This is a genomic window from Sphingomonas sp. 2R-10 (assembly GCF_030062225.1).
Taxonomy (GTDB): Bacteria; Pseudomonadota; Alphaproteobacteria; order Sphingomonadales; family Sphingomonadaceae; genus Sphingomonas.
On sequence record NZ_JASCXF010000002.1, the window covers coordinates 79,212 to 104,733 of the forward strand.

A 25,522-nucleotide genomic window follows, 5' to 3' on the forward strand; every position below is an offset into this window, starting at 1 on the left:
CAGGCCGGATTCCCCCCGGCGGAAGGCAGCGGTAAACCGATGCGCCTCCTGATCTTCGGCATGGGCTATACCGCACGGGCGATCGCCGCACGGCTCGAACCGCATGGCTGGCGCGTGGTCGGCACCACCCGCGACGGGCGCGACGGCACCGTCGCCTTTGCCGACCATGACCGCGTGCGGTTCGAGGGGCGTCAGGCGACCGCGATCCTGTCGAGCGTACCGCCCGATGCCGATGGCGATCCGGTCCTCGCCACCTATCGCGACATACTGGCCGGACCGACACTCGCCTATCTGTCGTCGACCGGCGTTTACGGGGATGCCGATGGCGGGTGGGTCGATGAAAGCGCATCGGTCGCCGGTCGCCGCGCCGGCCGCAACGCGGCGGATCGCGACTGGCTCGACCATGGCGCGCGCGTCTTCCGTCTGCCCGGCATCTACGGCCCCGGCCGCTCGCCGCTCGACCGTGTCGCGGCAGGAGAGGCGCACCGCGTCGATCGCCCCGGGCAGGTGTTCAGCCGTATCCACGTCGCCGACATCGCCGAGGGCGTCGCGCGCGGTCTGTCGGCACCGGCGGGAGCGTATAATCTGTCCGACGACCTGCCGGCACCGCAGAACGACGTCGTCACCTACGCGGCACAGTTGCTGGGGCTGGACCCGCCGCCCTTCGTCGCACTGGAATCGCTCAGCCCGATGGCGCGCGCCTTCTATGCCGAGAACCGGCGGGTGGCGAACGGCAGGGCGAAGCGGGTGCTGGGCTGGCGCCCGCGCTACCCCGATTACCGGTTCGGCCTGCGCGCCTTGAGCGCCACGACCAGCCCGGCCAGTGCCAGCGCCGCGCCGCCGCCGGCCAGCGGCGACCAGCGATAACCCTCGAACAGGGTCGACAACAGCATCGCGATCACCGGCACGACCACGCCGTTATACGCCGCCTTGGCCGGGCCGATCACGCGGATCAGCCCGTAATACAGGGTGAAGGCCACCGCCGAGGCGACAATGCCGAGGTAGAGCAACCCGCCGACATAGGACCAGCGCCAGTCGAACACCGGCGGCCCGACCGTCGCGCTCGCATAGACGGCATCGATCCCTGCGCCGATCAGCATCGCGATGCCGAGCAGCGGCACCATCGGATAGGCCTTGGCGGTCGACGTCGCCTGCATGACGTTGGCGACCGACGCGGCGAACACCCCGGCAAGCGCGATGGCGAGCCCCAGCAGCACCGCCGCGCCGTTTTCGGGATGCTCGCGCGCCTCGTGCAGGAACAGCAGCGCGACGCCGGCCAGCGCGATCACCGACCCGACCAGCAGCTGCCGCCCCATGCGCTGGCCGAGAAAGATGCGGGCGAGCACCGCGTTGGGCACGACCAGCAGCGCGTACATCAGCGCGACCAGCCCCGAGGTGACATATTGTTCGGCGCGGTAGACGAAGTTGAAGTTGAGGCAGAACTGCGCGAAGCCGAGGCCGAGTGCGAACAGCAGACCGCGGCGGTCGAGCGCGATGCGGTTGCCGCGCCACCATGCCCAGAGCAGCATCGTCACCCCGGCGATGACGAAGCGGTACGTGACCGACCACGACGCGGGCACCACGCCCAGCTGGTCGCGGATCACGATCCATGTCGATCCCCAGATCAGCGTGACGATGAAGAACGGGACGAGGACCGTCGGCGTCGCGGAGCGCGGCGTTGTCACAGCGCGGCGATCGCCTGCGCCAGCGGAGCGACGGTCGCCGCATCCTGATCCCACGCGACCACCAGTCGCGCCTGCCCGGTGCCCCAGTCGTAGAAGTCGAACCCCGCGCTGCGCAAACCGGCGGCTTCACCGGCGGTGAGGCGCAGGAACACCTCGTTCGCCTCGACCACATGGACCAGCCGGTCGCCCGCCGCCTGCGCCAGCACCGCCGCGCCGGCATTGGCGGCGCGGGCATTGTGCAGCCAGACGTCGCCGTCGAGCATCGCCAGCAGCTGCGCGGCGAGGAACCGGCCCTTGGACGCCAGCAGCCCGGCGCGCTTGCGGCGATAGCGCGCGACCTTCGCGAGATCGGGGCGGAAGAACACCAGTGCCTCCGCCGACATGCCGCCATTCTTGATGAAGCCGAACGACAGCGCGTCGACGCCTGCCCGCCACGTGACGTCGGCAGGCGCACAGCGGAGATGGGCGACGGCATTGGCGAAGCGCGCGCCGTCCATGTGCAGGCCGAGGTTGCGCGCCCTGGCGAGCGTGCCGATCGCAGCGACCTCGTCCGGGCCATAGACCCGACCCGCCTCGGTCGCCTGGGTGATCGAGATCGCGTGCGGCTGCACCTGATGCACGTCGTCGCGGATCGTCGCCAGGAACGCTTCGATGGTATCGGGGGCGAGCTTCGCGCCGTCGCCATCCAGCAGCATCAGCTTGGCGCCATGGGTGTAGAATTCGGGCGCGCCGCCCTCGTCATTCTGGATGTGCGCGTGTGCGTGACAGACGATGCCGCCATGCGGCGGGCACATCGCGGTCAGCGCGAGGCAGTTGGCGGCTGTGCCCGACGGGACCCACAATACCGCGACCTCGCACCCGAACAGCTCGCCGAACCGCGCATCGAGCCGCCGGCTCAGCGCGTCGCCGTCATAGGCGGTATCCTGCCCGTTCGCGGCGACGATCGCGTCGAGGACCGCGGGGCAGGCGGGGGCGGCGTTGTCGGAAAAGAAGCGCATCGCAGCGTGTTGGCGGTGCAGGGGGCGGGGGTCAATGGCGGTTGCGGCGCGCGAGCGGTGGACTCGTCATCCCCCGGATCAAGTCCTGGGTGACGGGTAGATGGGTTCGCCGCCCCTATTCTTCGTCACTCCCGCGTAGGCGGGAGTCCATATCCGCTGGCGTTTGCGGTCAGATCACTGCCGTTGCGTCAATGGATTCCTGCCTCCGCGGGAAGGACGAGGGGGCGTGGTGGCCGTCATCGGGAATGACGGGGAAGCCCTACTGCTCGTCCTCCTCCGGCGCGCGGCGGTCCTCCGGCAGCAACGGTTCGTCCTCGCGGCGGCGGCGTTCGCGGGGGTCGAAGCGGACCTGGCCGTCGCGGTCGAGCGAGACGTCGAAGCCGGGGCCCTCGACCGTCACCGGCCCGTCGTCGGGAATGCCCAGCACGTCCTGTACCGCGTCGATCGCATTGTCGATCGGTTCGGGTTCGGGGGTGGTGACCGGGATTGGGTCGCGGATGTTCAACGCCTGGCGCATGAAATCGCGCCAGATGCGCGCGGGCAGGCCGCCGCCGGCCAGCCCCGGATTGGGCGTGTTGTCGTCATTGCCCAGCCACACGCCGGCGACGATCCCGCCGGCATAGCCGACGAACAGCGCGTCGCGATTGTCCTGCGTCGTGCCGGTCTTGCCGAACGCGTCGACCGGCAGGTTGGCGGCGATGCCGGTGCCCTGCCGGATCGAGGCGGCGAGCAGCGTGCGCATCCCCTCCAGCTCCTGCCGCGACAGCGTCCGCCGGGTCGAGCGCAGCCGGTCGAGCCAGGTCGGCTCGTCGGTTACGGCAAGGCCGCGCGGGATCACGGGCGCCTCGCCCGCGGCGATCGCGGCATAGGCGCTGGTGAGTTCGAGCAGCGACACCGTCGAGGTGCCGAGCGCGATCGAGGCTTCGTTGGCGATCGGGGTCGAGATGCCGAGGTCGCGCGCGGCGCGAATGACGTTCTTGACGCCGACCTCCTTGGTCAGGCGCGCGGCGGCGACGTTGCTCGACCGCTGGAACGCGCGTTCCAGCGTGATCGCGCCCAGATAGCGCCCGTCGCTGTTGCGCGGTTTCCATTCGCCGATCGTCACCGGTTCGTCGAGCACCTCGCTGTCGGGGGTCAGCCCGGAACGCATCGCGGCGAGATAGACGAACAGCTTGAAGGTCGATCCCGGCTGGCGCCGCGCCTGCACCGCACGGTTGAACGGGCTGGCACCGTAATTCTTGCCGCCGACCATCGCGATGACCCGGCCGTCGGGGCGCATCGCCACGATCGCGACCTGCGTCTGCTTCAGCCCGGCGTTGCGCACCGCGCGTTCGGCGGCACGCTGCATGCGGATTTCCAGCGTCGTCGTGACCTTGCGATCCGCACCGACGCCGCCCTCGCGGTCGCGCGCCTGCGGCAGGACCCAGTCGGCGAAATAGGTGCCCGAGGGCAGGGTGCTGTTGTCGGTGACGCGCAGCACCGCGGGCCTGACCCGGTTCGCTTCGGCCGGGGTCAGGTAGCCGGCGGCCTCCATCGCGCCGACGACCACCGCCTGCCGCGCCCGCGCGCCCTTCAGGTTGCCGGTGGGCGCGAGGCGCGAGGGCGCCTTCACCAATCCCGCCAGCATCGCCGACTGGCCGACGGTCAGGTCCTTGGGCGCGCGGCTGAAATAATGGCGGGCGGCGGCGTCGAGGCCGTAGGCGTTGTCGCCGAAATAGGCGTTGGACAGATACCGGGACATGATCTCGTCCTTGGTCAGCCACGCCTCCAGCCAGAAGGCGATCAGGACCTCGCGGATCTTGCGTGCGGCGGTACGGTCGGAATCGAGGAACGCGTTCTTGGCAAGCTGCTGCGTGATCGTGCTCGCGCCCTGTCGCACGCCGCCTGCCGCGGTATTGGTCCACATCGCGCGGGCGATGCCGCGCGGATCGATGCCCCAGTGCGTGCGGAAGCGGCGGTCCTCGATCGCCATGAACGCTTCGGTGACATGCGCGGGCAGCGTGGTCGCGTCGACCGGCTTGCCGATATTGGCACCGCGCTCGGCGATCGGCGTGCCCTCCGCCGACAGCAGCGTGATCGACGGCGGGGCGGGCGGTTCGAGCGATTTGGACAAAGGCGCGGTCAGCGCCAGCCAGCCGATCGCGATCACCAGCAGGACGATGAAGACGCCGAAGCCGCGCATGACCCAGCGCAGCCACCAGCGCAGCGGACGGCGTTTGCCGGCGGGCGTCGGTGCGTCGGGCGGGGGCGGCGGATCGCCAGCGCCGGGAAAGCTGCGGTCGTAATCGGCCAGCGCCTCGTCGAACGCCGCCAGCCGCCGCCGCCGTTCCAGCGCGTCGCCGGTCAACGGGGTCGACAGGCGACCGATCCGGCTGGGATGGATCGGGCCGGAGGGCGGGGACGGGGGATCGTAAGCCATGATACCGGCCGTGTATTATCGGTCTGATACAGCCTCGGCAAGCACGGTTGCGGCGGGGCGAGGGTGCGGGGCGGACGGTATTCGGAACCGTGGCGACGCCCGAACGCTAAACGCCGGCAACAACGGGAGATTTACCGTGGACGACGATCGTATCTGGAATTTCGAGGAAAGCCTGTGGACCGCCGACGCGGCGCATTACGAGGAGTCGGTCGACAACGAATGCCTGATGGTGCTGCCGACGCCGCCGTTCGTGTTTACGGGCGGGCAGGCGATCGACGCGGTCAAGGACACGCCGCGCTGGGAGCAGGTATCGCTGACCGAGCGTCAGGTCGCGCGGCCGCAGGAAGGGCTGATCGTGGTCGCGTACAAGGCGGAGGCGCACAAGGGCGGCGAGGCGTATGTGGCGTATTGCACCTCGACCTATCGCTGGATCGAGCACGGCGTCTGGACGGTGGTCCAGCACCAGCAGACGCCGCCGTTGACGTCGAAGGGGGACTGAGCGCAGCCTTCGTCATTCCCGCGCAGGCGGGAATCCATAGCCGCTGCCGTGTAAGGTCGAGCCGCTGCGGTTGCGTTTATGGGTCACCGCCTGCGCGGGGACGACCAACGACGAACGACGAACGACGAACGACGAACGACGAGTGGCGTCAGCGCTCGCGCTTCGGCGTCAGCCACACGCCACCTGTCGTTCGTGGCATGTCGAACGTCATCGGATCATGACCGTTCGCAGGACGATGTACTTTCGAGGCGCGACCTTCGCTTCGCATCCGCCGGTCGGCTTCGTTCCAGTCGGGTAGCGTCGCATCGTCCTGCACCCAGTGCGCGACGCTCGCCTGATCGCACCAGTTCATCAGCTTTGGCATCGCGCGGCGGTGCGGCCCGACGGTCATGTAGGCGCGCATCGCTGCGGCGTCGGTCCACGCCGTCATCGTCCAATAGGTTTGCCGCCGATCCGCGAGCATCCGCCCGCCCAGATAGCCTTCGGCGCGCCTGACCTGTCGCGCGCTCTGCCACGTTTCGATCAGGAACGCGGGAAGGAAGCGGATGGCGCGGACGCGCAGCCGGGTGATGCTGACGAACGCCGTCACGCCTCCAGCTCGACGTCCCAGTACAGCCAGTCGTGCCACGTCTCGTGCAGGTGGTGGGGCGGGAAGCGGCGGCCCTGTTCCTGCAGCTGCCAGCTGGTCGGACGGATCGGGCGGACGTGGAGCGGCATCGCCGCCTGTTTCGGGGTCCGGCCGCCCTTGCGCAGGTTGCACGGCGCGCAGGCGGTGGCGACATTTTCCCATGTCGTGCGGCCGCCCTGTGCGCGCGGGATGACGTGGTCGAAGGTCAGGTCGTGCGTCGCGCCGCAATACTGGCAGCTGAACCGGTCGCGCAGGAACAGGTTGAAGCGGGTGAACGCCGGAAATTCCGACGGCCGGACATATTGCTTGAGCGCGATCACCGACGGCAGCTTGATGCGCGCGGTCGGGCTGCACACTTCGCGGTCATATTGGTCGACGATGTCGACCCGGTCGAGAAACACGGCCTTAACCGCTGTCTGCCATGGCCAGACGCTGAGCGGATAATAGCTCAACGGCGTATAGTCCGCGTTGAGCACCAGCGCGGGACAGCCATCGGGATGGCGGAGGCGATCGGGATGGTACATGAAGTCCCCCTCGCGTAAACGTCGCCGCCGATATGATCGGCAACGATGACGCGGACATGACAGCACGGGGCGATAGCGCGAGTCAAACCGGCGCGGTCGTCACCCGTTTCGCGCCGAGCCCGACCGGCCTGCTCCATGCCGGCCATGCGGTCGCGGCGATCGAATCGCACGATCGCGCGCGCAGGGTGGGTGGACGGTTCCTGCTCAGGATCGAGGATATCGATGGCGCGCGCAGCCGGGCGGAGCATGTCGCGGGCATCCTGGCCGACCTGCAATGGCTCGGCCTCGCATGGGACGGGGAGGTCGTGTTCCAGTCGGCGCGGATGCCGATATATGCCGCCGCGCTCGACCGGTTGCGGGCGCGCGGGCTGGTCTATCCCTGTTTCTGCACCCGTGCCGAAATCGCGCGCGAGGTGGCGGCGAGTGCGTCGGCGCCGCACGGGGTCGACGGCGTCGTCTATCCGGGAACCTGTCGGCATATCGCCCCCGACATTGCTGCGGCGCGCCTTGGCGAGCCGCATGCGTGGCGGATCGACATGGCGCGGGCGGTGGCGCTGGCCGGGCCGCTGGCGTGGCACGACGAGATCGCCGGGCGGGTCGTCGCCGATCCGCTGGCGCAGGGCGACGTGGTGCTGGCGCGCAAGGATGCCGGGACCAGCTATCATCTGGCGGTGACGCTCGACGACGCCGCGCAGGGCGTGAGCCATGTCGTGCGCGGGGTCGATCTGTTCGCGGCGACGCATGTACACCGGCTGTTGCAGGCGCTGCTCGACCTGCCGGTGCCGGTATGGCGGCACCATCCGCTGTTGCTGGGCCCGGACGGGCAGCGACTGGCCAAGCGCAACGGCTCGCCGACGCTGGCCGGGCTGCGCGCGGCGGGCGTCGACGGGCGCGCCTTTGCCGACTATCTGCGCGACGGCACGCTACCCATTGGCTTTGCGCGGGCGAACGCCTAGTTTCAGTAGATGAACACCTTCCTCGTCCTGTTGCTGATCGCGGCGATGATCGCGGTCGTCGTCGCGCTGGTCCGCGGCATCGTGTCGTTCCTGGCACAGGGGTCCGCCGAGGTGCGGGGCGAGGGGCCGAGCGAACATGCGCTGAAATCGAACAAGATGATGCAGGCGCGCGTGCTGTTCCAGGCGATCGCGATCCTGATCGTCGTCGTGCTGCTGTTCGTCGCCGGCCGCACCTGACGCACCGATGGTAAAGCTGACCAAGATCTATACCCGCACCGGCGATGGCGGAACGACCGGGCTGGTCGATGGATCGCGCGTGGCGAAGGACGCCGCGGTGATGCAGGCGATCGGTGACGTCGACGAAGCCAATTCGGCGCTGGGCGTCGCGATCGTCGCGCTGGGCGATCATCCGGACGCGGCGACGCTGCTGACGATCCAGAACGACCTGTTCGACCTGGGTGCCGATCTGGCCACGCCGGCCGCGATCGGGGGGGCGCTGCGCATCGTGCCCGAGCAGGTGACCGCGCTGGAGACGGCGATCGACCGCGCCAATGCCGGATTGTCGCCGCTGACCAGCTTCATCCTGCCCGGCGGCTCGGGGGCCGCCGCGGCGCTGCATCTGGCGCGCGCGATCGTGCGGCGGGCGGAGCGATCGGCGGTGGCGGCGTCGCACGATGCCGCGCTCAACCCGCATCTGCTCGCCTATCTCAACCGGCTGTCGGATTTTCTGTTCGTTTTCGCGCGGCTTGTGAACAAAAGCGCCGGCGGCGACGTTTTATGGGTCCCGGGCGGGGAGCGTCCGAAACCCTAGGAGCGACGACCATGCGAGCGACACCGGCCGATCGGTCCGACCATGCGCTCGTCGATCGCTACCGCGCCGTCCGCTCGCTGACCGACGATCTTGCCGCGCCGCTGTCCGATGCCGATGCCACCGTGCAGTCGATGGACGATGCCTCGCCGGTCAAATGGCATATGGCGCACACGACGTGGTTCTTCGAAACCTTTGTCCTGCGCGATCATGTGCCGGGCTACAGGCTGCACGACGAACGCTTCCCGTTCCTGTTCAACAGCTATTACGAGGCCGAAGGTCGTCGTCATGCCCGCGCGCGGCGGGGGATGATTACCCGGCCGAGCCTCGACGAGGTGCGTGGCTATCGCGCCGCCATCGACGCGGCACTGGTCGCGGCGTTTCCCGGCCTGAACGATGCGGCGCGCGCGCTGGTCGCGCTGGGCTGCAACCACGAGGAACAGCATCAGGAACTGCTGCTGACCGACATCCTCCATCATTTCAGCGAGAACCCGCTGGAACCCGCGATGTTCGCGCCGGAGCCCAAGCGCCCGGTCGGCGTGCCGGCGCCGATCGGCTGGATCGGGCATGGCGGCGGGATCGTGCAGGTCGGGCATGGCGGAGCGGGCTTCGCGTTCGATTGCGAGGGGCCGCGCCACGACGCGTTGCTCCATCCCCATGCGATCGCCGACCGCACCGTCACCAATGGCGAATGGGCGGCGTTCATCGCGGACGGCGGCTATGCCGATGCCCGCCTGTGGCTGGCCGATGGCTGGGCATGGGTGCAGGCGAACGGCATCGTGGCACCGCTCTATTGGGAACGGCGCGACGACGTATGGACCCGGTTCGGGCTGGACGGGCGCCGGGCGATCGACCCCGCCGCGCCGGTGACGCATGTCAGCTTCTTCGAGGCGGATGCCTATGCCAGCTGGGCCGGGGCGCGGCTGCCGACCGAGTTCGAATGGGAAGCCGCCGCAGCGGCGCACGACCCCGCGGGCGGCAACCAGCTCGACCACGCCCATGCCGTCGAACCGCGGCCGTCGACGGGCGGGCCGGCGTTCTTCGGCGACGTGTGGCAATGGACCGGCAGCGCGTACCGCCCCTACCCGCGCTTCCAGACCGCCGAGGGTGCGGTCGGCGAATATAACGGCAAGTTCATGAGCGGGCAGTTCGTGCTGCGCGGCAGTTCGTGCGCCACGCCGCGCGGCCATTCGCGCGCCTGCTACCGCAACTTCTTCTACCCCCATCAGCGCTGGCAGTTCACCGGCGTCCGCCTTGCGAAGGATCTGTGATGCTCAGGAGCGACGACGTGCCGATGGCGACCCGCACCGATCCCGCGTTCCGCGCCGATGTGCTGGCCGGGCTGTCGCTGTCGCAAAAGGCGATTCCCGCGCGCTGGTTCTACGACCGCAAGGGGTCGGAGCTGTTCGAGGACATCACCGCCCTGCCCGAATATTATCCGACGCGTGCCGAGACGGCGATCCTCCGGACGATCTGCCCCGAGCTGGTCGGCGCGGTCGGCGACGGGGTGGCGGTGGTCGAGTTCGGATCGGGATCGTCGGTCAAGACGCCGATCGTGCTGAACTGCATCGAACCCGCCGCCTATGTCCCGATCGATATCTCGGGCGATTTCCTGCGGTCGTCGGCGGCGACGCTCGGCAGCCGGTTTCCCGGCCTGCCGGTGCTGCCGGTCGAGGCCGATTTCATGCACCCCGTGCCGCTGCCCCCGCAGGTTGCGGACATGCCCAAGCTGGGCTTCTTTCCCGGATCGACGATCGGCAACATGGAGCCGCTGGCCGCCGGCACGTTGCTGCGCGCGATGCGCGACTGGCTGGGCGAAGGCGCGATGCTGCTGATCGGGATCGACCGGATCAAGGACGAAGCGACGCTGGTCGCCGCCTATGACGATGCGGCCGGGGTGACGGCGGCGTTCAACATGAACCTGCTCGACCGGATCAATCGCGAACTGTCGGGCACGGTGCCGGTCGACGCCTTTGGCCATGAGGCGCGCTGGAACGACGATGCCGCGCGGATCGAAATGCACCTGCGCGCGACGCGCGACGTGGCGTTCACCGTCGACGGCCGCGACTTCGCGATGCGGGCGGGTGAGACGATCCATACCGAGAACAGCCACAAATATGGCGACCGCGACGCGCGATTGCTGTTGCGCAGCGGCGGATGGACCCCGGTGCAGCAATGGTGCGGCGACGGCTCGTTCTGCGTGATCCTTGCCGAAGCACGGCCGGTGCCGATCGCGCCGTGATCTGGTGGCTGCTCGCGCTCGGGGCGCTGGCGAGTGCGTTGCCGGCCATGGCGCGCGATCTGACGGTGATGACCCTCAACATCCGGCTTCCGGCCGATGGCGATGGCGCGAACCGGTGGGAGCTGCGCCGCGACCTGACCGCCGCGACGGTCGGCCGTGCCGATCCCGACGTCATCGGCACGCAGGAATTGTTCAAGCGACAGGGCGACGATCTGGTCGCCCGCCTGCCACGCTATCGCTGGATCGGGGTCGGACGCAGCGGCACCGGCCGCGCCGATGACGAGCATATGGGCATCTTCTACCGCGCCGACCGGTTGCAGGTCGAACGCTGGGGTAATTTCTGGCTGTCGGACACGCCGGACCTGCCGGGCAGCATCAGCTGGGGCCATCCCTATCCGCGGATGGTGACGTGGGTGATATTTCGGGAGGGGGACGGAAAGCGATTCGCGATGTTCAACACGCATCTGCCCTATCGTGCAGAGGACGAGCCGGCGCGGGAGAAGGGTGCGGCGCTGCTGGCGTCGCGCATCCCGGCGATCGCCGGCGATCTGCCCGTGGTGGTGACGGGCGATTTCAACACCGTGCCTGAGAGCGCGACCCATCGGAAGTTGGAGCAGGGCCTGACCGACGCTTGGACCGCAACGCGCCAACGTAGCGGGCCGGAAGCGACCTTCCACGGTTTCACCGGCAAGCCCGACCGGCGGATCGACTGGATTTTCGCGCGGGGGTTTACGTTGCGGGCGGTGCGGACGATCGACACGCGGCGGGGCGCGCTGTTCCCGTCGGATCATTATCCGGTGGTGGCGACGTTGCGCCGGTAGTGCCGTCGCCGCACGGGGACTGAACGTCTTCCCGGCGACAGCGCGCGGCGGGAACCGGTCGAGACCCCGGCCTGCGCCGGGGCGACGTGACGGTTCGAGCGTGACGACGGGCCCTTACCGGATCACCCGTGCGCTCCACGTCCGGATGAAGTCGGGATTGCCACGGCATTCCGCCATCTCGCGCAGTTCGATCAGGCGGAAGCGGGTGCCGTCCCACGCGTAACGCTGCACGACGCCGCAGTCGCCGAGCCCGCGACCCTTGGCAAAGGTGTCGAGGATGCCGTCCTCGAACGTCGCGTTGTAGACGAGGTCGTCGGCGGGATCGCCGGCGACCGGCTGGTCGAACTGCGCGGGGACGGCGGTGCCGCGCTCGACGACGAACAGCGCGGACAGGAGGTTATATGCCCCTTGCGCACAAGGTACGATCGCCAGCGTGCGCGGACCGTCGAGCGTCTGGGTCGTCGCCTCGGGCAGGTCGTCCTCGTCGCAGCCGGCCTCCTTGCGCATGCGGGTGACGAGCAGGGGGTCGAGCAACGCCGCCTCGCCGCTGATCGCCGCTGCGCGCACGACGGGGAGCGCGGGGGCGGGGCGGGTGTCGGGCCTGCTGCCCTTTGCGACCAGCGCGCCGGTGGTGCCGGCGCGGCCCTGCCGGTCGTCGATCCAGCGCAGCGCCGCGGACGCGCCCTTGAGCGGCATGGTCGTGACCGTCGCACCGTTGGCGTCGAGCAGGGTCAGCGTCCGGCCCGTGGCGAGCCGGGTCGCCAGCGCCATTGCCGGGGCGCCGGTCAGCTCGATCGCCTCGTTCCGGGCCGTGCCGCCGCGGGCGACCGCTTCGCCATCGACCTGCGCGGTCAGCGGCAGCGCGATCGTCGCCTGGCTGCGCAGCCGGATCGCGACCGGTGCGTCGGGGCCGGGGCCGCGTTCGATCGACAGCGTCAGTGCGGGCGCGTCGCCGTCCTCGGGCATCAGCGATCCCGTCTGGCACGTGCCGCCATTGTCGCAGCCGACCGCCCAGTCGCCGAAGCGCGCGAGCGGCAGCGGGCGCGGCGGCGTCGCGGTGTCGGTGACCGGGACGGGCGCAGGCGTGGGCACTGCGCCGGGCGGCTCCGACGGGCCGTTGCAGGCAAGGAGCGTCAGCGGCAGGGCGAGGGACAGAAAACGGCGCATGGTGGTGCGATACCGGCATGCGCGTCCGATCGAAAGCCGCTATTGCCGCGTTCGAGCCGTGAAACGGCGGCGTAGAGAGGACGAGAGATGAAGACGATTGGCGTGATCGGCGCAGGCCAGATGGGGGCGGGCATCGCCCAGGTTTCGGCGCAGGCGGGCTATGCGGTGCTGCTGTCGGACGTATCGGTCGACCGCGCACAGGCGGGCAAGGACGGAATCGGCAAGCAGCTGGCCCGTGCCGTGTCGAAGGAAAAGATTACCCAAGCCGACGCCGACGCCGCACTCGCCCAGATCACTCCCGTAGGTGACCTTGCCGCGATGGGCCCGTGCGATCTGGTGATCGAGGCGGCGACCGAACGGGAAGCGATCAAGCGCCAGATCTTCGAAACCGTCGGCAAGGCGCTGTCCGACACCGCGATCCTCGCCAGCAACACCTCGTCGATCCCGATCACGCGGCTGGCGCAGGCCGCACCCGATCCGGCGCGGTTCATGGGGGTGCACTTCTTCAATCCGGTGCCGGTGATGGGCCTGATCGAACTGATCCGCGGCCTTGCCACCAGCGACGCGACGGTCGCGGCGGTCGAGGCGTTCGGGCAGAGCCTCGACAAGCGCATCGTCCATGCCAACGACGCGCCGGGCTTCATCGTCAACCGCGTCCTGATGCCGATGCTGAACGAGGCGTGCTTCGCGCTGGGCGAGGGGGTGGCGACTATCGCCGATATCGATGCGGCGTGCCAGCTGGGGCTCAATCACCCGATGGGGCCGTTCACCCTGGCGGACTTCATCGGGCTCGACACCTGTCTCGAAATCATCCGCGTACTGTTCGAAGGGACCGGCGACCCCAAGTTCCGCCCCGCGCCGCTGCTCGTCAAATATGTCGAGGCGGGCTGGTACGGCCGCAAGGTCAAGCGCGGCTTCTACGACTATTCGGGACCGGAGCCGGTACCGACCAGGTAAAGGACACTTGACGTAAAGCAAGCTTGTCATGTAAAGCGTCCTTCACATTAATGGAGGACGCCGACATGGAACGACGCAATCCGGCGCAACGGCGCTATCTGATGCGGTTCATGCCGCTGATGGGTTCCTACGCCCTGATCCTGATCGGGGTCAGCGCGGCGCAACGCCATGGTACGATCGCTGGCGCGACGCTGGGGCTGATGTCGGTATTGCCGGCGATCCCGCTGGTGGGCGTCATCATCGTCATGGGGATGTATCTGCGCGAGGAGCGGGACGAGTTCATTCGCAACCAGCTGGTGATGGCGATGCTGGGCGGGACCGGGCTGCTGCTCGCCGCGACGACGGTGTGGGGGTTTCTGGAGAATAACGGCGTCGTCGGCCATCCGCCGACCTTCCTCGTCTTTCCGTTCTGGTGCGGCGCGATGGGGATCGTCCAGTGCGCGATGGCGCTGCACGCCCGGCTGACGAACCCGGCCGAATGAACAACCATCTCAAGGAACTGCGGGCGGTACGCGGCTGGTCGCAGCAGCATCTGGCCGAGCGGCTCGACGTATCGCGCCAGAGCGTCAACGCGATCGAGACGGGCCGCTACGACCCGTCGCTACCGCTGGCGTTCCGTATCGCCGAATTGTTCGAAGTGACGATCGAGGACGTCTTCGTCAGCCCGACCAGAGTTTGATCCATCCCTATTGAAACGGACGTCATCCCGGCGAAGGCCGGGATCTCCCGATGGCAGCGCGCAGCAGGAGCCGATGGAGACCCCAGCCTACGCTGGGGTGACGTTTCCGTGCGAATGGATCAAACCCTGAGAGTTAGATGAACGTAGCCACCGTCGCGCGATAGATGGCGGGCAGGATGATGCCCTGCAGGATGCCGATCAGCACCAGCACGACGAACGGCGCGAAGTCGAGCGCGCCGAAATCGGGCAGGACCCGCCGGATCGGCCGATAGATCGGTTCGGTCACCGTCGCGAGGCCGCGATAAAGCGAGCGGATGAAATCGTTGTGGGTGTTGATGACGTTGAACGCGATCAGGATCGACAGGAGCGCCTGTACGATGATGATCCACCACACCACGTTCAGCAGCACCTGAATGATATCGAGCAGGACGTTCAACGGATGGGGCCTTTCGCGGTTGGGCTCCGACTATAGGGACGCAGCCCGCAGTCTCCAAGCCTTACGCGTGTACCAGCGTGCCGGCACCCTGCTGGGTGAAGATTTCGAGCAGCATCCCGTGCGGTACGCGACCATCGAGGATGACCGCTGCGTCGACGCCCTGCGCCACCGCCGACACGCACGTCTCGACCTTCGGGATCATGCCGCCCTTGATCGTGCCGTCGGCCTTCAGCTCGGCGATCCGCGCGGCGTCGAGGTCGGTCAGCAGCTCGCCGGTCTTGTCGAGCACGCCGGCGACATCGGTCAGCAGGAAGAAGCGCGACGCGCCCATCGCCCCGGCGATCGAGCCGGCCATGGTGTCGGCGTTGATGTTGTACGTCTCGCCATCGGCGCCCAGTGCCACCGGGGCGACGACGGGAATGAAGCCGTCGCGCGCGAGGCTGTGCAGGATGGTCGGGTCGACCGCGACCGGCGTGCCGACGAAGCCCAGGTCGACATGGCGTTCGATCCCCTGTGCGCGATCGGGTTCGTTGCGGCCCACCTTTTCGGCGATGACGAGGCGCGCGTCCTTGCCCGAGATGCCGACCGCCTTGCCGCCTGCTGCCGCGATCCACGCGACGATTTCCTTGTTGATCTTGCCCGCCAGCACCATCTCCGCGACCTCGGCAGTCGCGGCGTCGGTGACGCGCAGGCCGTCGACGAAGCGCGATTCGACGCCGAGGCGCTTGAGCATCGCGCCGATCTGCGGTCCACCGCCATGCACCACGACCGGGTTGATGCCGACTTGCTTCAGCAGCACGACGTCCTCGGCGAAGTCGCGCGCCAGTTCGGGGTCGCCCATCGCGTGGCCGCCATATTTCACCACGAAGGTGCGACCGGCATAGCGTTGCAGATAGGGCAGCGCCTCGGTCAGCGTTTCCGCCTTGGCGAGCATCTTCGGGTCGGGAGCGTTCGTCATGGGTGCGCGCTGTAGCGGGGTCGGGGATCGGAAGGAAGAAGCTGGTTCACGCGGAGGCGCGGAGGAAGAGAAGGGTTTGATCGCGCAGAGGCGCAGAGAACGCAGAGGGGATGCGCCCGCCGCGACAGCGGCACTTCATCTTCGCCGCCGCGAAATCAGAGGGCTTCGCCGGACAAGATGCAATCGCCGGCCCCACCACCTCTCTGCGTTCTCTGCGCCTCTGCGCGAACCAAAACTTCCTTCCTTCTCTCCGCGCCTCCGCGCCTTCGCGTGAAACCGAATCCTTCCTACCGCACCCGATCCAGCCGCCGCCCCAGCCCGACGAACGCGTAGATCAGCGGCGGGACCAGCACGATCGACAGCACGACCTTCGCCAGCATCTGCCCGACGACCAGCTGGCCGATCGGAAACACGCCGTAAAAGGCGACGGTGATGAAGATCAGCGTGTCGACGATCTGCGACAGCACGCTGGAAACGGCGGCGCGCAGCCACAGCATCCGGCCTTCCCCCCGCTTCAACCAGCCGAAGATCGTCACGTTCAGCGTCTGCGACACACCGTACGCCACGATCCCCGCCATCCAGATGCGCAGGTTGGAGCGCATGACGAGGTCGAAGGCGGCGAGGCGATCGGCCTCCATGCTTTTCGCAGCGGGCAGTTCGAGGACGATCGCGACCAGCAGCATCGAGGCGAGCAGCGGCAGGAAGCCGAACCACACGAGATGCTTGGCGCGCAGCGCGCCGTAGAGTTCGGCGACCGCGCTCGACACCACGACCAGCAGCAGGAAGGCGAAGATGCCCGCCTCGACCGCGAGCGGGCCGATCGCGACCTGCTTGTTGCCCAGCACCCCGGCGATGCAGACCATGCCGCCATAGAAGATCGAAAAGATGAACAGCGCGCGGGGGATGGTGATCGTCGCGGGCGCCGGCGGGGAAGGGGTCGTCATGGCCCTTGCTAGTCCCGAAAACTGCTGATGGCAAAAGCGTTTGTGGCCGCTGGCGTCGCGGGCACCGGCATGGCATGTCACGGCGGTTTGGGCCGTCCGGGGCGGGCGGCGGGGCAGGGTAATCGCTTACATGACTCGTTTTCTGATCGGCATCGCCGGCATCGTCGTGATTCTGGGGATCGCCGTCGCATTGTCGACCAACCGCCGGGCGATCCGGCTGCGCGTGGTCGGTGCGGCGTTCGCGCTGCAGGTCGGGATCGCGGTACTGGTGCTCTACACCCCCTGGGGCAAGGGCGTGCTGGGCTTCCTGTCGGGCGGGGTCGCCAACCTGCTCGCCTACGCCAATGCCGGCACGTCGTTCCTGTTCGGACCGCTGGCCCGGCCGGAGATCGGCGGGCAGAGCTTCGCCATCGCCGCGCTGCCGGTCATCATCTTCTTCGCGTCGCTGGTGTCGATCCTCTATTATCTGGGGATCATGCAGCTGGTGGTGCGCTGGATCGGCGGCGGTATCGAGAAGGTGATCGGCGTCAGCAAGGTCGAATCGTTGTGCGCCGCCGCCAACATCTTCGTCGGACAGAGCGAATCGCCGCTCGTCATCCGCCCCTATCTCAGCGGGTTGACCCCGGCGCAGCTGTTCACCGTCATGACCAGCGGCATGGCCGGCGTGGCGGGCACGATCCTGGCGGCCTATGCGTCGATGGGCATCCGCATCGATTTCCTGCTGGCCGCCAGCTTCATGGCGGCACCGGGCGGCATCCTGATGGCCAAGATCATCATGCCCGACACCCCCGAACCGGCGGCGGGCGAACTGCCGCTGGGCGACGACCGCGAGGCCGAGGCGATCGCGCTGGCCGAGGCGACGCACGACGAGGAACGCCCGGCCAACATCATCATGGCGGCGGCGCAGGGCGCGCAGACCGGCGTCAAGCTGGCGGTGGCGGTCGGCGCGATGGTGCTGGCGTTCGTCGCGCTGGTGGCGCTGGCCAACGGGCTGCTCGGCGGGGTCGGCAACTGGTTCGGGGTCGCCGACCTCAGCTTCCAGCGGTTGCTCGGCTATGTCTTCGCGCCGGTCATGGTCCTGCTGAACGTGCCGTGGAACGAGGCGGGGATCGCCGGCGGCCTGTTCGGGCAGAAGGTCGTGCTGAACGAGTTCGTCGCCTATATCTCGCTGGGCGAGGCGGGCGCGCAGCTGTCGACCCGGACGGTCGCGATCATCACCTTCGCACTGTGCGGCTTCGCCAATTTCTCGTCGATCGCGATCCAGATGGCAGTGACCGGGAGCCTTGCGCCCAACCAGCGGCCGATGATCGCGAAGCTGGGCATCCGCGCCCTGGTCGCCGGCAGTCTCGCCAACCTGATGTCGGCGGCGCTGGCGGGGTTGCTGCTCAGCTGAACCGCGTTCGTCATAAACGCCTTGTTTACGACGCAGGCGGTAGGGAAGGCTCTATCGCGCCGGACGCGGCGTGCAGTTGAGTGACGGGGACCGCGAACATGAACGACGAACTGATCGATCAGCGGGTGCTGGCGGCGGCGCGCGCCGAACTGGGCGCGAATTTCGTCCGGATTCTCGGTTATTTCCGCGAGGACGGGATCAAGTCGGTCCGCGCGATCGAGGCCGCGATGCGCGATCAGAATGCGGCGGCGATGGTGCTGCCCGCGCACACGCTGAAGGGCGAATCGCGCCAGTTCGGCGCCGAGATGCTGGCGGACATCGCCGAAGGGATCGAAACGATCGCGCGCAGCTGCGTCGAGCTGCGCGACGTGCCGACCGAGGCGATGGAGCATGTCGCCCGCCTGCGCCCGACGTTCGACGCGACGCTGGCGATGCTCGACCGCGACAACAACCCGCTGGCCACCCGCCGCCCGACCGGGTTCGGCAAGCGTCCCGTCGCGCTGTAGGTTTTGCCGGACGGGCGTCGACGGGGTGCCCAGACGGGCAAGCACTGCGCGATCAGGCCATGTCTTCCCAATGCCGTCGCCCCGGATCAAGTCCGGGGCGACGAAGTGTTCGCGCGGCGTCCGCGTCAATTCGCCGCAAGCGACCGGCTGCGCAACGCAGCCGGTCGGGCGGATCAGGCGTGCTTGTCGTATTCGGCGACCGAGTTCAGCTGGACATAGTTCTGGATGCCCATGCGCTCGATCATCTCGAACTGGGTTTCCAGCGTGTCGACATGCTCTTCCTCGTTCATCAGGATCTCGGCGAACAGGTCGCGGCTGACGAAATCGCGAATGCTCTCGCAATAGGCGACGGCTTCGCGCAGCTGCGCCACCGCCTCGACCTCAATCGCGAGGTCGGCCTTCAGCACTTCCTCGACCGATTCACCGACGCGCAGGCGTCCGAGCAGCTGGAAATTGGGCAGGCCGTCGAGGAACAGGATACGCTCGGCCAGACGGTCGGCGTGCTTCATCTCGTCGATCGATTCGTGGCGTTCGAACTGGGCGAGCTTGTGGACGCCCCAATGGTCGAGCAGGCGATAGTGCAGCCAATACTGGTTGACCGCCGTCAGCTCGTTCTTGAGCGCCTCGTTGAGGAACTCGATGACCTTTGCATCGCCCTTCACGTCGTTCGTCCTTTTATGATGATGGACGGCCCATACGCGGTTTGGGCAACGAACGACAGTCAAAAAATGGCGGAAATCCGCGGGTTTCAGCAGGTGCGAACGCTATGCAGCCGCACGTTCCGCATCGATAATGGCTCGCGCGAACGGCACGCACTGACCGCATTTCGCCTGGCAGCCCAGCGCACGATATGCCTGACACGCGCTGCTCGCACCACCACGGGCTGCCGCGCGGACATCGCGTTCCTTCAATGCATTACAGACGCACACGACCATATTCGACCCTCGCTCTGACGAACGTGCGTATAATGGTAGTGAAAGTCGTTCGCAAGAACTCTTGCGGATGATTCGCATCAACTCACCGTATCGATGCGCTCCGGTCGACGCGCAGCGGCTGTCGCCGCCATCGGGCGAGCGAGCGCCACAGCCATTCGAACGGGCCGTAACGATGCCGGGCAAGCCACGGCGCCGACCATGCCAGCATCGCCGCGCACATCGCGAGGACGGGCAGGTACAGCGCGGCGCGGGGCCACGCCCCGAACTGCCCGAGGCCCCAGCCGTAGAAGACGCAACACATCACGATGCTGCTCGCCAGATAGTTGCTGAGCGCCATCCGCCCGACCGCCGCGACCCGGGCGGTGATCGCGCCGCTCCCGGCCGACAGCAGGATCGCGGCGGCATAGCCCGGGATCATGATGGCGCGCAGCGGCGGTGCGACCGCAAAGGCGCCGGTGAGGACCGGGCCGGTGTCCAGACCATGGGCGAGCATCCATGCGGTAAGCAGGACATAGCCGGTCCCGCCGATACCGATGCCGGTCACCGCCCAGCGGCGCAGCCGGCGTCGCGGCCACGCACCGGTCAGCATCCCGCTGCGCAACGCCGCCATGCCGAACAGCATATAGCCCAGCGTCTCGAACCCGATGAACAGCACGTTGAACAGCGTCGTGGCGAGTTCGGCGACATTGTGCCCCGCGATCCCGGCATAGGTGCCGCGGAACAGCGCGATCTCCTGCGCCAGCAGGGCCGGGGCGGGGATGCCGAAGCCGTTTTCGAAATCGCGCAGGCCCTGCACGGCGGCGGGGGTATGGGCGGCCTGCATCGCGTAATAGGAAAGCGCGATCGAGCCGAGGAACAGCCAGGTGAGCACGGCGAAGAGGATGCCGAAGCCAATCATCCCGCGCACCGACATGCCGCGAAAGCCATAGGCGACCGCGCCGACCAGCGCATAGTGCATCAGGATGTCGCCCGACCACAGCAGCGTGGCATGGGCGAGGCCGAGGACGAACAGCCACGCCATCCGCCGGTAATGGACCGCCGCCGGGTCCGCGCCGCCCGCCTGCGCGCGGTCGACCACCAGCAGCAGCGAGGCGCCGAACAGGAACGAGAACAGCCCGCGCATCTTGCCGTCGAACGCGACCATCGTCGCGACATAGGCCCACAGGTCGGCCGGCCCCGCCAGTCCCCACGCACGGGGGCTGAGCCGCGCGGCATCGGGCAGCGCGAAGCCGAGGATATTGACGAACAGGATGCCCATCACCGCCACGCCGCGCACGACGTCGAGCGTGATGATACGTTCGGCGGCGGGGCGGGGGCAGGTCATGGAAATCCCCTGCCCGATCGCGCGGGCAGGGGGAAGCGCGTCAGGCGAGGGCGGCGCCTATGCCACCGCTCCCATGAGCGCCGGGAAGAAGCCTTCGTGCGCGGCGCGCAGGTCGTCGAGCGATACGGCGAAGTCGCCATCGGTCAGTTCGAAGATGATCCGGCTGCCGATCGTCCGGCCGATCGGTTCGGCGTCGACCCCGGCCTTTTCCGCGCCCTGCAGGAATTCGAGCAGGGCATGGTCGTGGACGGTGACGATGTAGACGCCCTGGTCCTCGGCGAACAGCGAGCGGGCGATGTCGTCGAACGGCAGCTTGCGGTCGAGGATCGCGCCGACCCTGCCCGCCAGCGCCATTTCCGCGACCGTCACCGCGACGCCGCCGTCGCTTACGTCGTGGCAGGCGGTGATCTGTCCCGACAGGATCGCGCGGCGGATATAGCCGCCGGTGCGGCGTTCGCCCTCGAGGTCGACCGGCGGCGGCGGGCCTTCCTCGCGGCCGTGCAACTCGCGCAGCCACAGCGACTGGCCGAGCGACCCGGTGCGGTCGCCGACGCGCAGGATGATGTCGCCGGTCTGCTTGAACGCGATCGTCGCCGACTTTTCCCAGTCCGCCAGCAAGCCGACGCCGCCGATCGCCGGGGTCGGCAGGATCGCCGAGCCGCCGCCGGTGGCCTTCGATTCATTGTAGAGCGACACGTTGCCCGACACGATCGGGAAGTCGAGCGCGCGGCACGCCTCGCTCATCCCCTCCAGACAGCCGACGATCTGGCCCATGATCTCGGGCCGCTGCGGGTTGGCGAAGTTCAGGCAGTTGGTGACGGCCAGCGGCGTCGCGCCGACCGCGGTCAGGTTGCGATAGGCTTCGGCGATCGCCTGTTTCCCGCCCTCGACCGGGTCGGCGAAGCAATAGCGCGGGGTGCAGTCGGTGGTCATCGCCAGCGCCTTCTGCGTACCGTGCACCCGCACCACCGCCGCGTCGCCGCCGGGGCGCTGCACGGTGTTCGCGCCGACCATGTGGTCATATTGTTCCCAGATCCAGCGACGCGACGCGATGTCGGGCGATCCCATCAGCCTGACGAGATCGGCAGCAGGATCGGCGCATTCGGGAACGTCGGTCAGCTCGGCCGGCCTGAGCGTCGGCACGTGCGGCCGGTCGTACAGCGGCGCGTCGTCGGCCAGCGGGGCAAGCGGAATGTCCGCCACCACGTCGCCCTGCCATTTCAGCACCATGCGCCCGGTGTCGGTGACATGGCCGATGACCGCGAAGTCGAGTTCCCATTTGTCGAAGATCGCGCGGGCGAAATCCTCGCGGCCGGGTTTGAGCACCATGAGCATCCGCTCCTGGCTTTCCGACAGCATCATCTCGTACGGGGTCATGCCGCGTTCGCGCTGCGGCACGTCGTCCATGACCAGTTCGATGCCGACCCCGCCCTTCGACGCCATTTCGACCGAGGAGGAGGTGAGGCCGGCGGCGCCCATGTCCTGGATCGCGACGATCGCGTCCGACGCCATCAGTTCGAGGCATGCCTCGATCAGCAGCTTTTCGGTGAAGGGGTCGCCGACCTGCACGGTCGGGCGCTTCTCCTCGGCATCCTCGCCGAAGTCGGCCGAGGCCATGGTCGCGCCGTGGATGCCGTCGCGGCCGGTCTTCGACCCGACATAGACGATCGGATTGCCGACGCCCGATGCGGCCGAATAGAAGATCTTGTCCTGATCGGCGATGCCGACGGTCATCGCGTTGACGAGGATGTTGCCGTCATAGGCCGGGTGGAAATTCACCTCGCCGCCGACCGTCGGCACGCCGACGCAGTTGCCGTAACCGCCGATGCCATGGACCACGCCGGCGATCAGGTGGCGCATCCTGGGATGGTCGGGCCGGCCGAAGCGCAGCGCGTTGAGATTCGCGATCGGCCGTGCGCCCATGGTGAACACGTCGCGCAGGATGCCGCCGACGCCCGTCGCCGCGCCCTGATAGGGTTCGATATAGGACGGGTGGTTGTGGCTCTCCATCTTGAAGATCGCCGCCTGACCGTCGCCGATATCGATGACGCCGGCATTCTCCCCCGGACCGCAGATGACCTGACGTCCGGTGGTGGGCAGCTTCTTCAGGTGGATGCGGCTGGATTTATAGCTGCAATGTTCCGACCACATGACCGAGAAGATGCCGAGTTCGGTCAGGTTCGGCTCGCGGCCCATCGCGTGCAGGACGCGATCATATTCCTCGGGCGACAGGCCGTGTTCGGCGACGATCTCGGGCGTGATCTGGGTCATGGCTGCGCCTCTAGCGCGCGGAGCCGGGCGGTGCCAGCCGGTTTGTTGCACGGCCCGATTGTAACACGCCGGCAGTGTTGCGTTGCAGAAAGGGGACAGTGACGGAACAAAAATGCTGCAACGCACGTATAACGTTACGGAGAGCCCGCGATTGTGGGAACCCATGGCAACGCCAAGCGTCGGTGGCCCGCGTCGCCGAGCTCGGCGTAGCATGGCATCATGCCGAGTAAGGGAGAATGTGAATGGTTTCGAAGTTCCTGACGGCGATCGCCGCCACGACGCTGGCTGCGGCCCCGGTCGCCGCCAACGCCGCGCAGAACGCGTCGGCGCTGTCGGTCGCCAAGTCGGTCCGCGCGACCGCCCCGACCAAGGGTGGCCAGAAGCTGGCCGGCGGCGGCATCGTGTTCGCGCTGCTGGGTGCGGCGATCATCGCCGGCGGCGTCTTCATCGCCGTCGACGACGACAAGTCGGACAGCAACTAAGTCCGGGTCGGGCGGGGCGTCGCGATCGACGCCCCGCCCCGCTTGCTACCGCGGCGGCGTGCCGCGCTTCTTACACGCCTGCCACAGCATCATGCCGATCAGCGTACCGCCCGCGACGGTACCGCCCACCGCCACCGCGGTCATGACCGGCGACAGCGTTTCGTCCGCCCGGTGCAGATGCGGGCGATGCTTCTTCAGCCGCTTGAGCAGCGGCGTCCGCTCCGACAGCGATTCGAACATCTCGCCCGGCCCCTCGGGATCGAGGATCTTGTTGTCGGCCAGCCATTCGGTGACCGCGCCGAGATCGGGGATCTCGTAGGGGCGCAGCGAGCGGCCCTCGCCGCGCAGCTCCTCGATCGTCGCGATCAGCGAGCCGGTGCGTGCCAGCGTCGTCTGGATCGTCTTGCATTCCACCCCGAGATGCTCGGCGAGAAGGGAATCACGGATGCCGGCGATGGTCCGGCGTTCGTCGGCGTTGGCGTGGCGCGTCGCATCGACCGTCACGTCGCATTCGGTGTCGAGCCGCAGCGAACGATTGTTGAAGTTGGACGAGCCGACGCGCAGCAGCTGGTCGTCGATCACCGTCACCTTGGCATGGACATAGATCGCGGTGCCGCCGGCGGTGAAGGGGTGGTAGAGCCGCAGCCGGTCGTGGCGGTCGCGTTCCTTCAGCGCCTGGAACAGCCGGGCGCGGGCGGAATCCATCGCGACGGGCTCCAGCCAGCCTTCGGCCGTGGTCGGGTTGACGATCACGATCTCCGGACCGTCGGGTTCGTCGAGCCGCTTCGCGATCGCCTCGGCGATCTTGCGCGAGGCGAAATACTGGCTCTCGGCATAGAGGAAGCGCTCGGTACGCGCGATCAGGTCGAGATAGAGCGTCTCGATCTCGTGCACCGGTTCCTGTTCGGTCATTTCGGGAATGGTGCGGGCGATCGCGACCTCGATATCGGTGAAGTCGGCGTCGAGCCCGGTCGGCCAGCAGCCGCCGGTGCCGGTCGGCGCGGGCAGTTCGCCGCCGCCGGAGATCGCCCAGCGATGGCGGCACATTGCGCCCAGCGCCGCGGCGACCGGCCCTTCGAGCGCGGTCGTGACGTCGTGCCATGGCTGGTAGGGGGTGCCGTCGGGCTCGACCCGGCGGGGATCGTCGTCGCGGTGATCGCGCGTGTCCCAACGGTCGACCGTCATGTCGATCCCGCCGCAGAACGCCACGTCGTCGTCGATCACTACGACCTTCTGGTGATGCGACCCGGCGATCGGGTGGTGACCGTCGAGGCGCAGATGCACCTGCGGGTCCTTGATCCACTTCGCGATGCGGACCAGCGTCTGACCGTGGAACAGCGTCTTGATCGCGCCGGTGTCCCAGCGCAGGATATGGACCTGCAGGCCCGGCGTGCGGCGCACCAGCCAGCTGATGAACGCGCCGACCTTTTCCGGGCCTTCGCTGGCGGCATCGGTCTTGAACCGGATGCGTGCGTCGAAGTCCCAGCCGATCAGCATGATCTGCTTCTTCGCCTTCAGCATCGCGTCGCGGGCATGGGTGAAGTAGTTGTCGGCATCGACCAGCACGGTCGCGCGCGTGGCACGCTCGATCCGCCAGCAGTTGCGACCCGGTTCGAGCGGTGGGGTATGACGCGCCATGCGCCTGCCATGGCATCCTATCGTTACGGTTCCAAGCGATTGCGGTGGGTCGGCGCGGCTTTGGTGGCCCAAAGGTCACAAAGGTCACACTTGCGCGCGGTTTGTGGCGATGTGGGATCGATGACGTTCGGGGTGGGTGGCCTCGGCGGACGGTAGGAAAGAGCGTGCGGCGAGGGTGGCAGGGGGTTGGCGTGTAGGAAAGTGGTTTTTCGGATGGCGCGATACGGTGTGACCGTCCTGTCAGAGTTCGAT

The 25,522-nt window shown here is 68.0% G+C and carries 28 protein-coding genes; 14 read left to right on the forward strand and 14 right to left on the reverse strand.

Translation table 11 applies throughout. From position 1 onward, the window contains the following. Positions 1 to 39 precede the first annotated feature (39 nt). Complete coding sequence (locus QLH51_RS01335) at positions 40 to 867, forward strand: NAD(P)-dependent oxidoreductase (protein ID WP_125653913.1); 828 nt, start codon at positions 40 to 42, stop codon at positions 865 to 867. On the opposite strand, the gene QLH51_RS01340 is transcribed toward QLH51_RS01335, so the two are convergent. From QLH51_RS01340 to QLH51_RS01350, 3 genes are all read right to left on the reverse strand, one after another. Then, positions 777 to 1,685 (reverse strand): DMT family transporter, encoded by a 909-nt coding sequence (locus QLH51_RS01340; protein ID WP_125653915.1) that lies wholly within the window; start codon positions 1,683 to 1,685, stop codon positions 777 to 779. The two genes, QLH51_RS01335 and QLH51_RS01340, sit on opposite strands and share 91 nt — an antisense overlap. Continuing rightward, entirely contained in the window at positions 1,682 to 2,683 is a 1,002-nt protein-coding gene (locus QLH51_RS01345) for a threonine aldolase family protein (protein WP_125653917.1), read from the reverse strand. The genes QLH51_RS01340 and QLH51_RS01345 overlap by 4 nt, the downstream gene beginning before the upstream one ends. A gap of 259 nt (positions 2,684 to 2,942) precedes the next feature. Then, a complete protein-coding gene (locus tag QLH51_RS01350) occupies positions 2,943 to 5,102 on the reverse strand; it encodes a transglycosylase domain-containing protein (RefSeq protein WP_125653919.1) in 2,160 nt (719 codons plus the stop codon). 136 nt (positions 5,103 to 5,238) lie between these two features. Here QLH51_RS01350 and QLH51_RS01355 point away from each other — a divergent pair, with 136 nt between their 5' ends. Continuing rightward, on the forward strand, positions 5,239 to 5,601 hold the full coding sequence (locus QLH51_RS01355; protein WP_125653921.1) for a DUF4440 domain-containing protein: 363 nt from the start codon (positions 5,239 to 5,241) through the stop codon (positions 5,599 to 5,601). A gap of 148 nt (positions 5,602 to 5,749) precedes the next feature. Here the strand turns inward: QLH51_RS01355 and QLH51_RS01360 are convergent, their stop codons facing one another. Both QLH51_RS01360 and QLH51_RS01365 read right to left on the reverse strand, forming a co-directional pair. Beyond that, on the reverse strand, positions 5,750 to 6,190 hold the full coding sequence (locus QLH51_RS01360; protein WP_125653923.1) for a DUF3291 domain-containing protein: 441 nt from the start codon (positions 6,188 to 6,190) through the stop codon (positions 5,750 to 5,752). Then, positions 6,187 to 6,753 carry an HNH endonuclease gene (locus QLH51_RS01365; RefSeq protein WP_125653925.1) on the reverse strand — a complete coding sequence of 189 codons (567 nt, stop codon included), beginning with the start codon at positions 6,751 to 6,753 and terminating at the stop codon, positions 6,187 to 6,189. The genes QLH51_RS01360 and QLH51_RS01365 overlap by 4 nt, the downstream gene beginning before the upstream one ends. A 56-nt stretch (positions 6,754 to 6,809) precedes the next feature. On the opposite strand from QLH51_RS01365, the gene gluQRS reads away from it, so the two are divergent. The 6 genes from gluQRS to QLH51_RS01395 are packed head-to-tail and all read left to right on the forward strand — an operon-like array spanning position 6,810 to position 11,580. Further along, on the forward strand, positions 6,810 to 7,709 hold the full coding sequence (gene gluQRS, locus QLH51_RS01370; RefSeq protein WP_125653927.1) for a tRNA glutamyl-Q(34) synthetase GluQRS: 900 nt from the start codon (positions 6,810 to 6,812) through the stop codon (positions 7,707 to 7,709). Between the two features lie 9 nt (positions 7,710 to 7,718). Beyond that, complete coding sequence (locus QLH51_RS01375; RefSeq protein ID WP_125653929.1) at positions 7,719 to 7,946, forward strand: twin transmembrane helix small protein; 228 nt, start codon at positions 7,719 to 7,721, stop codon at positions 7,944 to 7,946. Positions 7,947 to 7,953: 7 nt separating this feature from the next. Next, complete coding sequence (locus QLH51_RS01380) at positions 7,954 to 8,520, forward strand: cob(I)yrinic acid a,c-diamide adenosyltransferase (protein ID WP_125653931.1); 567 nt, start codon at positions 7,954 to 7,956, stop codon at positions 8,518 to 8,520. Between the two features lie 11 nt (positions 8,521 to 8,531). Beyond that, complete coding sequence (gene egtB / locus QLH51_RS01385) at positions 8,532 to 9,788, forward strand: ergothioneine biosynthesis protein EgtB (protein WP_125653933.1); 1,257 nt, start codon at positions 8,532 to 8,534, stop codon at positions 9,786 to 9,788. Beyond that, entirely contained in the window at positions 9,788 to 10,759 is a 972-nt protein-coding gene (gene egtD / locus QLH51_RS01390) for an L-histidine N(alpha)-methyltransferase (RefSeq protein ID WP_125653935.1), read from the forward strand. The genes egtB and egtD overlap by 1 nt, the downstream gene beginning before the upstream one ends. After that, on the forward strand, positions 10,756 to 11,580 hold the full coding sequence (locus tag QLH51_RS01395; RefSeq protein WP_206428728.1) for an endonuclease/exonuclease/phosphatase family protein: 825 nt from the start codon (positions 10,756 to 10,758) through the stop codon (positions 11,578 to 11,580). Before egtD ends, QLH51_RS01395 begins: the two co-directional genes overlap by 4 nt. A 114-nt stretch (positions 11,581 to 11,694) precedes the next feature. Here the strand turns inward: QLH51_RS01395 and QLH51_RS01400 are convergent, their stop codons facing one another. Then, positions 11,695 to 12,747, reverse strand: a complete 1,053-nt coding sequence (locus tag QLH51_RS01400; protein WP_125653939.1) for a DUF1176 domain-containing protein — start codon at positions 12,745 to 12,747, stop codon at positions 11,695 to 11,697. Positions 12,748 to 12,834: 87 nt separating this feature from the next. Here QLH51_RS01400 and QLH51_RS01405 point away from each other — a divergent pair, with 87 nt between their 5' ends. From QLH51_RS01405 to QLH51_RS01415, 3 genes are all read left to right on the forward strand, one after another. Continuing rightward, on the forward strand, positions 12,835 to 13,704 hold the full coding sequence (locus QLH51_RS01405; protein WP_125653941.1) for a 3-hydroxyacyl-CoA dehydrogenase NAD-binding domain-containing protein: 870 nt from the start codon (positions 12,835 to 12,837) through the stop codon (positions 13,702 to 13,704). A gap of 65 nt (positions 13,705 to 13,769) precedes the next feature. Next, entirely contained in the window at positions 13,770 to 14,186 is a 417-nt protein-coding gene (locus QLH51_RS01410; RefSeq protein ID WP_206428729.1) for a hypothetical protein, read from the forward strand. Continuing rightward, positions 14,183 to 14,383, forward strand: a complete 201-nt coding sequence (locus tag QLH51_RS01415; RefSeq protein WP_125653945.1) for a helix-turn-helix transcriptional regulator — start codon at positions 14,183 to 14,185, stop codon at positions 14,381 to 14,383. Before QLH51_RS01410 ends, QLH51_RS01415 begins: the two co-directional genes overlap by 4 nt. A 133-nt stretch (positions 14,384 to 14,516) precedes the next feature. Here the strand turns inward: QLH51_RS01415 and QLH51_RS01420 are convergent, their stop codons facing one another. The 3 genes from QLH51_RS01420 to QLH51_RS01430 form a co-directional block, all read right to left on the reverse strand. Next, complete coding sequence (locus QLH51_RS01420; protein ID WP_125653947.1) at positions 14,517 to 14,819, reverse strand: YggT family protein; 303 nt, start codon at positions 14,817 to 14,819, stop codon at positions 14,517 to 14,519. A gap of 61 nt (positions 14,820 to 14,880) precedes the next feature. After that, a complete protein-coding gene (gene argB / locus QLH51_RS01425; protein WP_125653948.1) occupies positions 14,881 to 15,777 on the reverse strand; it encodes an acetylglutamate kinase in 897 nt (298 codons plus the stop codon). A 287-nt stretch (positions 15,778 to 16,064) separates the two neighbouring features. Next, a complete protein-coding gene (locus QLH51_RS01430) occupies positions 16,065 to 16,721 on the reverse strand; it encodes a queuosine precursor transporter (RefSeq protein WP_125653950.1) in 657 nt (218 codons plus the stop codon). Positions 16,722 to 16,851: 130 nt separating this feature from the next. Between QLH51_RS01430 and QLH51_RS01435 the strand changes: the two genes are divergently transcribed. Together QLH51_RS01435 and QLH51_RS01440 are read left to right on the forward strand one after the other, a co-directional pair. Continuing rightward, the gene (locus QLH51_RS01435) at positions 16,852 to 18,114 is read left to right on the forward strand and encodes a NupC/NupG family nucleoside CNT transporter (RefSeq protein WP_125653952.1); all 1,263 of its coding nucleotides are present in this window, start codon (positions 16,852 to 16,854) and stop codon (positions 18,112 to 18,114) included. A 98-nt stretch (positions 18,115 to 18,212) separates the two neighbouring features. Then, a complete protein-coding gene (locus tag QLH51_RS01440; protein WP_125653954.1) occupies positions 18,213 to 18,620 on the forward strand; it encodes an Hpt domain-containing protein in 408 nt (135 codons plus the stop codon). Positions 18,621 to 18,793: 173 nt separating this feature from the next. On the opposite strand, the gene bfr is transcribed toward QLH51_RS01440, so the two are convergent. The 4 genes from bfr to purL all read right to left on the reverse strand — a co-directional run bounded on the left by bfr (position 18,794) and on the right by purL (position 23,150). After that, the gene (gene bfr, locus QLH51_RS01445) at positions 18,794 to 19,282 is read right to left on the reverse strand and encodes a bacterioferritin (RefSeq protein WP_125653956.1); all 489 of its coding nucleotides are present in this window, start codon (positions 19,280 to 19,282) and stop codon (positions 18,794 to 18,796) included. A gap of 102 nt (positions 19,283 to 19,384) precedes the next feature. Beyond that, complete coding sequence (locus tag QLH51_RS01450) at positions 19,385 to 19,555, reverse strand: (2Fe-2S)-binding protein (protein WP_125653958.1); 171 nt, start codon at positions 19,553 to 19,555, stop codon at positions 19,385 to 19,387. Between the two features lie 82 nt (positions 19,556 to 19,637). Next, complete coding sequence (locus QLH51_RS01455; RefSeq protein WP_125653960.1) at positions 19,638 to 20,879, reverse strand: DUF418 domain-containing protein; 1,242 nt, start codon at positions 20,877 to 20,879, stop codon at positions 19,638 to 19,640. Positions 20,880 to 20,936: 57 nt separating this feature from the next. Beyond that, complete coding sequence (gene purL, locus QLH51_RS01460; RefSeq protein ID WP_125653962.1) at positions 20,937 to 23,150, reverse strand: phosphoribosylformylglycinamidine synthase subunit PurL; 2,214 nt, start codon at positions 23,148 to 23,150, stop codon at positions 20,937 to 20,939. 242 nt (positions 23,151 to 23,392) lie between these two features. On the opposite strand from purL, the gene QLH51_RS01465 reads away from it, so the two are divergent. Continuing rightward, positions 23,393 to 23,632 carry a hypothetical protein gene (locus QLH51_RS01465; RefSeq protein ID WP_125653964.1) on the forward strand — a complete coding sequence of 80 codons (240 nt, stop codon included), beginning with the start codon at positions 23,393 to 23,395 and terminating at the stop codon, positions 23,630 to 23,632. A 45-nt stretch (positions 23,633 to 23,677) separates the two neighbouring features. Here QLH51_RS01465 and QLH51_RS01470 read toward each other — a convergent pair whose 3' ends face one another. Continuing rightward, positions 23,678 to 25,270 (reverse strand): phospholipase D-like domain-containing protein, encoded by a 1,593-nt coding sequence (locus QLH51_RS01470; protein WP_125653966.1) that lies wholly within the window; start codon positions 25,268 to 25,270, stop codon positions 23,678 to 23,680. Positions 25,271 to 25,522 lie beyond the last annotated feature (252 nt).

Coding starts and splice junctions, on each gene's coding strand:
- QLH51_RS01335 (WP_125653913.1), top strand. CDS start 40: ATGCGCCTCCTGATCTTCGGCATGGGCTATACCGCACGGGCGATCGCC.
- QLH51_RS01350 (WP_125653919.1), bottom strand. CDS start 5,102: ATGGCTTACGATCCCCCGTCCCCGCCCTCCGGCCCGATCCATCCCAGC.
- gluQRS (WP_125653927.1), top strand. CDS start 6,810: ATGACAGCACGGGGCGATAGCGCGAGTCAAACCGGCGCGGTCGTCACC.
- purL (WP_125653962.1), bottom strand. CDS start 23,150: ATGACCCAGATCACGCCCGAGATCGTCGCCGAACACGGCCTGTCGCCC.
- QLH51_RS01405 (WP_125653941.1), top strand. CDS start 12,835: ATGAAGACGATTGGCGTGATCGGCGCAGGCCAGATGGGGGCGGGCATC.
- QLH51_RS01465 (WP_125653964.1), top strand. CDS start 23,393: ATGGTTTCGAAGTTCCTGACGGCGATCGCCGCCACGACGCTGGCTGCG.
- QLH51_RS01455 (WP_125653960.1), bottom strand. CDS start 20,879: ATGACCTGCCCCCGCCCCGCCGCCGAACGTATCATCACGCTCGACGTC.
- egtB (WP_125653933.1), top strand. CDS start 8,532: ATGCGAGCGACACCGGCCGATCGGTCCGACCATGCGCTCGTCGATCGC.
- QLH51_RS01380 (WP_125653931.1), top strand. CDS start 7,954: ATGGTAAAGCTGACCAAGATCTATACCCGCACCGGCGATGGCGGAACG.
- QLH51_RS01345 (WP_125653917.1), bottom strand. CDS start 2,683: ATGCGCTTCTTTTCCGACAACGCCGCCCCCGCCTGCCCCGCGGTCCTC.
- QLH51_RS01450 (WP_125653958.1), bottom strand. CDS start 19,555: ATGGTCGTGTGCGTCTGTAATGCATTGAAGGAACGCGATGTCCGCGCG.
- QLH51_RS01415 (WP_125653945.1), top strand. CDS start 14,183: ATGAACAACCATCTCAAGGAACTGCGGGCGGTACGCGGCTGGTCGCAG.
- QLH51_RS01375 (WP_125653929.1), top strand. CDS start 7,719: ATGAACACCTTCCTCGTCCTGTTGCTGATCGCGGCGATGATCGCGGTC.
- QLH51_RS01430 (WP_125653950.1), bottom strand. CDS start 16,721: ATGACGACCCCTTCCCCGCCGGCGCCCGCGACGATCACCATCCCCCGC.
- argB (WP_125653948.1), bottom strand. CDS start 15,777: ATGACGAACGCTCCCGACCCGAAGATGCTCGCCAAGGCGGAAACGCTG.
- QLH51_RS01410 (WP_206428729.1), top strand. CDS start 13,770: ATGGAACGACGCAATCCGGCGCAACGGCGCTATCTGATGCGGTTCATG.
- QLH51_RS01440 (WP_125653954.1), top strand. CDS start 18,213: ATGAACGACGAACTGATCGATCAGCGGGTGCTGGCGGCGGCGCGCGCC.
- QLH51_RS01470 (WP_125653966.1), bottom strand. CDS start 25,270: ATGGCGCGTCATACCCCACCGCTCGAACCGGGTCGCAACTGCTGGCGG.
- egtD (WP_125653935.1), top strand. CDS start 9,788: ATGCTCAGGAGCGACGACGTGCCGATGGCGACCCGCACCGATCCCGCG.
- QLH51_RS01435 (WP_125653952.1), top strand. CDS start 16,852: ATGACTCGTTTTCTGATCGGCATCGCCGGCATCGTCGTGATTCTGGGG.
- QLH51_RS01365 (WP_125653925.1), bottom strand. CDS start 6,753: ATGTACCATCCCGATCGCCTCCGCCATCCCGATGGCTGTCCCGCGCTG.
- QLH51_RS01400 (WP_125653939.1), bottom strand. CDS start 12,747: ATGCGCCGTTTTCTGTCCCTCGCCCTGCCGCTGACGCTCCTTGCCTGC.